The organism is Streptomyces sp. NPDC048106 (assembly GCF_040706415.1).
Classification (GTDB): domain Bacteria; phylum Actinomycetota; class Actinomycetes; order Streptomycetales; family Streptomycetaceae; genus Streptomyces.
Genome location: NZ_JBEZND010000023.1, coordinates 131993 through 138721 on the forward strand (window position 1 = coordinate 131993; position 6729 = coordinate 138721).

Below are 6729 nucleotides of genomic sequence, written 5' to 3' on the forward strand. Positions count from 1 at the left end.
CCCCGCTCGAACACCCTTCGCGCCCCGGAGATAGCCCGGACCCGGAATCCGTCGAACCCGTGGGCGCGCGGAAGGGGCGGCCCGTGCGCACGGCGCCGCCCCGCTCCACTGTCCCCGGGACTACTTCCGGTCGAGCAGCCCCTGGACCTCCGCCCGGAGCTCGTCCGTGGCCAGGCCGCGGATGGTCAGCGTGGTCCGGCGGCGCAGCACGTCGTCCGCCGTCTCGGCCCACTCGTGGTCGCGGGCCCACACGACCTGCGCCCAGATCTCGGGCGCGTCCGGGTGCACCCGCCGGGCCAGCTCCGGGTTCTCGTTCGCCAGCCGGGCGATGTCGAAGGCCAGGGAGCCGTAGTGGGTGGCCAGGTGCCTGGCGGTGTCGGCGGCCATCCGCGGGCCGGGCGCCGGGTGGTCCACCAGCAGCCGGTGCGCGACCGCGCGCGGGTTGGCGACACCGGGCAGCGGAAGCTTCTTCGGCAGCGAGGAGATCGGCTCGAAGTCGTCGCCCAGCGGGTGACCCGGCAGCGACTCCAGCTTCTTCATGACCGTACGGCCGATGTGGCGGAACGTGGTCCACTTGCCGCCCGCGACGGACAGCATGCCGCCCTTGCCCTCGGTCACCACCGTCTCGCGCTTGGCCTTCGCGGTGTCGCCGGGGCCGCCCGGCAGCACCCGCAGACCGGCGAACGCGTACGTGATCAGATCGCGGTCGAGCTGCTGGTCCCGGACGGAGAACGCGGCCTCGTCCAGGATCTGGGTTATGTCCTTGTCGTTGACGGAGACGTCCGCCGGGTCGCCCTCGTACTCCTCGTCGGTGGTGCCGAGCAGCAGCATGTCCTCCCAGGGGAGGGCGAAGGTGATCCGGTACTTGTCGATCGGGGTGGCCAGCGCGGCCCGCCACGGCGAGGTCCGCTTCAGGACCAGGTGAGCGCCCTTGGACAGCCGGATGGACGGCGCCGCGTTCGGGTCCTCCAGCTTGCGCAGGTGGTCCACCCAGGGGCCGGTCGCGTTCAGCACCAGCCGGGCGTCGACCCCGAACTCGTCACCGGAGCGCCGGTCCTTCAGCTCCGCGCCCGTCACCCGGCCCCGGGTGAAGCGCAGGCCGGTGACCTCGGCGTGGTTCAGCACGACCGCGCCCGCCTCGACGGCCGCGCGGACCGTCATCAGTGCCATGCGCGCGTCGTTCATCTGGTCGTCGCCGTACACGGCCACGGCCTTGAGGTTCTCGGTCCGCAGCTCGGGCACGTCCTGCGCCGCCTTGGCGGGGGAGAGCAGGTGGCCGACGCCGTCGCCGAACGCGGACAGCGCCGAGTAGGCGAAGACGCCCGCGCCGAGCTTGGCCGCGCCGTGCGGCCCGCCCTTGTACACCGGGAGGTAGAAGGTGAGCGGGTTCGCCAGGTGGGGGGCCACCTGGCGGGAGACCGCACGGCGTTCGAAGTGGTTCTCCGCCACCAGCTTCACCGCGCCGGTCTGCAGGTAGCGCAGACCGCCGTGGAGCAGCTTGGAGGAGGCGGAGGACGTGGCGCCGGCGAAGTCGCCGGCGTCGACCAGGGCCACCCTGAGCCCGGACTGCGCGGCGTGCCAGGCGGTGGAGATGCCCAGGATGCCGCCGCCGATCACAAGAAGGTCGTACGACGCCTTGGCGAGCTGCTCCCTGGTCTCGGCGCGGCTCGGCAGGGAGCCGGAGGCCGGGCGCGTTCCCAGGGCGGGCACGGACTGCAGGGTGGACTGACTGGTCATGTGGGGTACTTACTCCTCGTCAGAGCGGTCTGCGCGGAAAGAGGCAGCTCAGCTCTCGTCCTCGATCCAGCCCATGGTCCGGTCGACGGCCTTGAGCCAGTTCTTGTACTCACGGTCGCGGGTCTCCGCGTCCATCTGGGGGGTCCACTCGGCCGCCCGGCGCCAGTTGGCGCGCAGCTCGTCGGTGCTGGACCAGAAGCCGACGGCGAGGCCGGCGGCGTAGGCGGCGCCGAGGCAGGTGGTCTCGGCGACCATCGGGCGCACCACGGGTGCGTCCAGGACGTCGGCGAGCGTCTGCATCAGCAGGTTGTTGGAGGTCATGCCGCCGTCGACCTTCAGGGCCACCAGCTCGTCGCCGGAGTCCTTCACCATGGCGTCGGCGATCTCCCGGGTCTGCCAGGCGGTGGCCTCCAGCACGGCGCGCGCGAGGTGCGCCTTGGTCACGTACCGGGTCAGACCGGCGATGACACCGCGGGCGTCGGAACGCCAGTGCGGGGCGAACAGGCCGGAGAAGGCCGGCACGAAGTAGGCGCCGCCGTTGTCCTCGACCGAGAGCGCGAGCGTCTCGATCTCGGCGGCGGTGGAGATCAGGCCCATCTGGTCGCGCATCCACTGCACCAGCGAACCGGTGACGGCGATCGAGCCCTCCAGGGCGTAGACCGTGGGCTGCTCGCCGATCTTGTAGCCGACGGTGGTCAGCAGACCGGCGTAGGAGTTGATGATCTTGTCGCCGGTGTTCATCACCATGAAGGTGCCGGTGCCGTAGGTCGACTTGGTCTCGCCCTCGGAGAAGCAGGTCTGGCCGAACAGGGCCGCCTGCTGGTCGCCGAGCGCGGACGCGACCGGGATGCCGCCCAGCAGCTCACCGAGCCGGCCGCCGGTGACCTCGCCGTAGACCTCGGCGGAGGAGCGGATCTCGGGCAGGATCGCCAGCGGCACGCCGATCGACTCGGCGATCTTCCGGTCCCACTGCATCGTGTGCAGGTTCATGAGCATGGTGCGGGAGGCGTTGGTGACGTCGGTGACGTGCTTGCCGCCGTTGGCACCGCCGGTCAGGTTCCAGATGACCCAGGTGTCCATGGTGCCGAAGAGGATGTCCCCGGCCTCGGCGCGCTCCTTGAGGCCCTCGACGTTGTCGAGCAGCCAGCGGGCCTTGGGGCCGGCGAAGTAGGACGCGAGCGGCAGGCCGGTCTCGCGGCGGAAGCGGTCCTGGCCGACGTTGCGGCCCAGCTCCCGGCACAGGGCGTCGGTGCGGGTGTCCTGCCAGACGATGGCGTTGTGGACGGGCTCACCGGTGTTCTTGTCCCACAGCACGGTGGTCTCGCGCTGGTTGGTGATGCCGATGGCCTTGATGTCGTCGCGGGTGATGCCGGCCTTGGCGACGGCTCCGGCGACGACCTCCTGGACGTTGGTCCAGATCTCGTTGGCGTCGTGCTCGACCCAGCCCGGCTTCGGGAAGATCTGCTCGTGCTCCTTCTGGTCGACGGAGACGATACGGCCGTCCCGGTCGAAGATGATGCAGCGCGAGGAGGTGGTGCCCTGGTCGATCGCCGCGACGAAGGGGCCTGCGGTGTGGGCGTCGGTCACTGTGTGCTCCTGAAGGGTCCGTGGTGAGAGGGGCTGAACGTACGGCGCGTGCGCGAAACCCGTGCGGGGGTTTCGTCAGAAGGCGACGTTGTAGATACCCGCCGCGATGGCGGCGCCGATCAGCGGGCCGACCACCGGGATCCAGGCGTAGCTCCAGTCGGAGCCGCCCTTGTTGGGCAGCGGCAGCAGGGCGTGCACGATGCGCGGGCCGAGGTCACGGGCCGGGTTGATCGCGTAGCCGGTCGGGCCGCCGAGGGACAGGCCCACGGCGACCACCACGAACGCGGTGATCAGACCGCCGAGCGCGCCGAGGCCGTTGCCCTGGTTGTTCAGGCCCTGCGTGAGGACCGCGAGGATCAGCACGATGGTGCCGATGATCTCCGTGACGAGGTTCTGCACCACGTTCCGGATCTCCGGGCCGGTCGAGAAGACGCCGAGGACCGGGCCGGCGCCCCGCTCCTGGGCCTCGACCGCCTTGGCCGACGTGGCCTGGGCACCCGGGCCGCCGACGATCTCCTTGTCGGTCAGGTGCGCGTGGAACTGCCCGTAGTAGGCGAGCCACACCAGGACCGCACCGATCATGGCGCCGAGCAGCTGGCCGCCGAGGTAGTACGGGACGTCGCTCCAGTCGCTGTCCTTGATGGCCAGGGCGACGGTGACGGCCGGGTTCAGATGGGCGCCGGAGAGCGGCGCGGAGATGTACACCGCCGTCATGACGGCGAAGCCCCACCCGAAGGCGATGGCGACCCAGCCGGCGTTGCGTGCCTTGGAGGCCTTCAGGGTGACGGCGGCGCAGACGCCACCGCCGAGCAGGATGAGTATGGCGGTACCGAGGGTCTCGCCGATGAAGATGTCGGAGCTGGACACCCGCGACTCCTTTGTCCTTCGTCCAGGGGTAAGCGAACCCCGGTCCCACCGGGGGTTCTGGTGCCCTCGGGGTGAGAGCGATGCCGGCCCTTGGCGTTGCCACACTCTAACGCGTATTGCCGGTAGGTGTTCGACAATGCCGACCGATGGACGGGAGTCTTGCTTCGCTGTTACGGGTGCGTCAAGAGTTCTCTTATCGAAAATCGGATCGTTATTGATCGTCGCCGGCTATCGCTCTTCGTCGCGCTATGCAGTTTTAGCTCCGATTTGTCCGTTTCAGGGTAGGCCGAGAGCCGGAACGCCGCCCGGCGTCCCGGTCATACCCACAACAGGGCGTGATCCCTCAGGGACCCTCAGAATCGCCCGGCGCCCAGGTCCCTGGAGACCGCGCGGGCGCAGTCGCGCACCGCCGCGATCAGCTCGGGCCGCAGCTCGCCGTCCCGGCACACCCGCTCCACCGCGCCCGTGATGCCGACCGCACCCACGGGCATCCGGCGCCGGTCGTGGACGGGCGCGGCGATCGACGCCACTCCCTCCCACGTCTCCTCCACGTCGGCCGCGTAGCCCCGTGCCCGCGTGAGGTCGAGGACGTGCTCGAACTCCTGCGGGCCGCACACCGTGCGGTCCGTGAAGGCCTTGCGCTCCGCCTCCAGCGCCTCGCTGTGCGCCACCGGGTCGTACGCCGACAGCACCTTGCCCAGCGCCGTGCTGTGCAGGGGCTGCATGGCCCCGATCTCCAGCACCTGCCGGCTGTCGTCGGGCCGGAAGACGTGGTGCACGATCAGCACGCCGTGCTGGTGCAGCACCCCCAGGTGCACGCTCTCGCCGCTGGAACGGGCCAGGTCGTCCGTCCACACCAGGGCGCGTGCCCGCAGCTCGTGGACGTCCAGATAGGTGGTGCCGAGGCGCAGCAGCTCCGCGCCGAGCTGGTAGCGGCCCGAGGCGTCGTCCTGCTCCACGAACCCCTCGTGCTGGAGGGTGCGCAGGATCCCGTGCGCGGTCCCCTTGGCGAGGCCGAGCGACGAGGCGATGTCCGACAGGCCGAGCCGTCGCTCGCCGCCCGCGAGCAGCCGCAGCATCGCGGCCGCGCGTTCGAGCGACTGGATGTTCCGTGCCATCGCCGTCCTGCCTCCGTCCCCTTCGACCGCCGAAACGCATCTGTGGGCGAAGCGCCGCCGACTTCCTGCGCTTCGCTACCACCGTTCGGCAATGTCGAACACTACCGGTCCATGTCGACCTCCCGCTAATGGTCGGTCGATACCTGTTACATCACGTGTGGCCCGTCTGTGGCGCCGGGGCCGTCCGCGTCCGCCTCGTGGACGCGTGTCCCCATCCAAGCCCACACCCGGTTAGTCTGACGCCGTGCGGCCCCCCGCCCGTCGAGGGGGCACCGCATAGCCGACAGCCGTCGCACCTTCAGGGAGCCCCACCATGGCCTCGTTGCCAACGTCCCCTATCGTCGACAGCCGGACCCGTGCGTCCGCGCTCCGAGAGGCGCTCGCCACCCGTGTGGTGGTCGCCGACGGAGCCATGGGCACCATGCTCCAGGCCCAGGAACCCTCCCTGGACGACTTCCAGCAGCTCGAAGGCTGCAACGAGATCCTCAACCTCACCCGCCCGGACATAGTCCGCTCCGTGCACGAGGAGTACTTCGAGGTGGGCGTCGACTGCGTGTCGACCAACACCTTCGGGGCCAACCACTCCGCCCTCGGCGAGTACGAGATCGCCGACCGCGTCCACGAGCTGTCCGAGGCCGGCGCCCGCGTCGCCCGCGAGAGCGCCGACGCGTTCACCGCCCGCGACGGCCGCGCCCGCTGGGTGCTCGGCTCCATGGGCCCCGGCACCAAGCTGCCCACCCTCGGCCACGCCCCCTACCCCGTCCTGCGCGACGCCTACCAGGCGAGCGCCGAGGGACTGGTCACCGGAGGCGCGGACGCCCTCCTCGTGGAGACCACCCAGGACCTCCTCCAGACCAAGGCCGCCGTACTCGGCGCGCGCAGCGCCCTGAACGCCCTCGGCCTGGACCTCCCGCTGATCGTCTCGGTCACCGTCGAGACCACCGGAACCATGCTCCTCGGCTCCGAGATCGGCGCGGCCCTGACCGCGCTGGAACCGCTGGGCATCGACATGATCGGCCTGAACTGCGCCACCGGCCCGGCCGAGATGAGCGAACACCTGCGCTACCTCGCCCGCAACGCCCGCGTCCCGCTGTCCTGCATGCCCAACGCGGGCCTGCCCGTCCTCGGCAAGGACGGCGCCCACTACCCGCTGACCGCCCCCGCGCTCGCCGACGCGCAGGAGACGTTCGTGCGGGAGTACGGCCTGTCGCTGGTGGGCGGCTGTTGCGGGACGACGCCGGAGCATCTGCGGCAGGTGGTGGAGCGGGTGCGGGGGCTGACGCCGCCGGCGCGGGATCCGCGTCCCGAGCCGGGGGCCGCGTCCTTGTACCAGTCGGTGCCGTTCCGGCAGGACACCTCCTATCTGGCGATCGGTGAGCGGACGAACGCGAACGGGTCGAAGAAGTTCCGTGAGGCCATG

The 6729-nt window shown here is 70.7% G+C and carries 5 protein-coding genes; 1 reads left to right on the forward strand and 4 read right to left on the reverse strand.

Annotated elements, in window-relative coordinates; genetic code table 11:
• Positions 1-120 precede the first annotated feature (120 nt).
• The 4 genes from AB0927_RS23515 to AB0927_RS23530 all read right to left on the reverse strand — a co-directional run bounded on the left by AB0927_RS23515 (position 121) and on the right by AB0927_RS23530 (position 5309).
• Positions 121-1737 carry a glycerol-3-phosphate dehydrogenase/oxidase gene (locus tag AB0927_RS23515; RefSeq protein WP_366669644.1) on the reverse strand — a complete coding sequence of 539 codons (1617 nt, stop codon included), beginning with the start codon at positions 1735-1737 and terminating at the stop codon, positions 121-123.
• A 48-nt stretch (positions 1738-1785) separates the two neighbouring features.
• Positions 1786-3324, reverse strand: a complete 1539-nt coding sequence (gene glpK / locus AB0927_RS23520) for a glycerol kinase GlpK (RefSeq protein WP_366669645.1) — start codon at positions 3322-3324, stop codon at positions 1786-1788.
• Between the two features lie 75 nt (positions 3325-3399).
• Positions 3400-4191 (reverse strand): MIP/aquaporin family protein, encoded by a 792-nt coding sequence (locus tag AB0927_RS23525; protein ID WP_366669646.1) that lies wholly within the window; start codon positions 4189-4191, stop codon positions 3400-3402.
• Between the two features lie 353 nt (positions 4192-4544).
• Complete coding sequence (locus AB0927_RS23530) at positions 4545-5309, reverse strand: IclR family transcriptional regulator (protein WP_366669647.1); 765 nt, start codon at positions 5307-5309, stop codon at positions 4545-4547.
• Positions 5310-5622: 313 nt separating this feature from the next.
• On the opposite strand from AB0927_RS23530, the gene AB0927_RS23535 reads away from it, so the two are divergent.
• On the forward strand, positions 5623-6729 hold a 1107-nt coding region (locus AB0927_RS23535; protein WP_366669648.1), incomplete at its 3' end, for a homocysteine S-methyltransferase family protein.

Coding starts and splice junctions, on each gene's coding strand:
- AB0927_RS23515 (WP_366669644.1), bottom strand. CDS start 1,737: ATGACCAGTCAGTCCACCCTGCAGTCCGTGCCCGCCCTGGGAACGCGC.
- AB0927_RS23530 (WP_366669647.1), bottom strand. CDS start 5,309: ATGGCACGGAACATCCAGTCGCTCGAACGCGCGGCCGCGATGCTGCGG.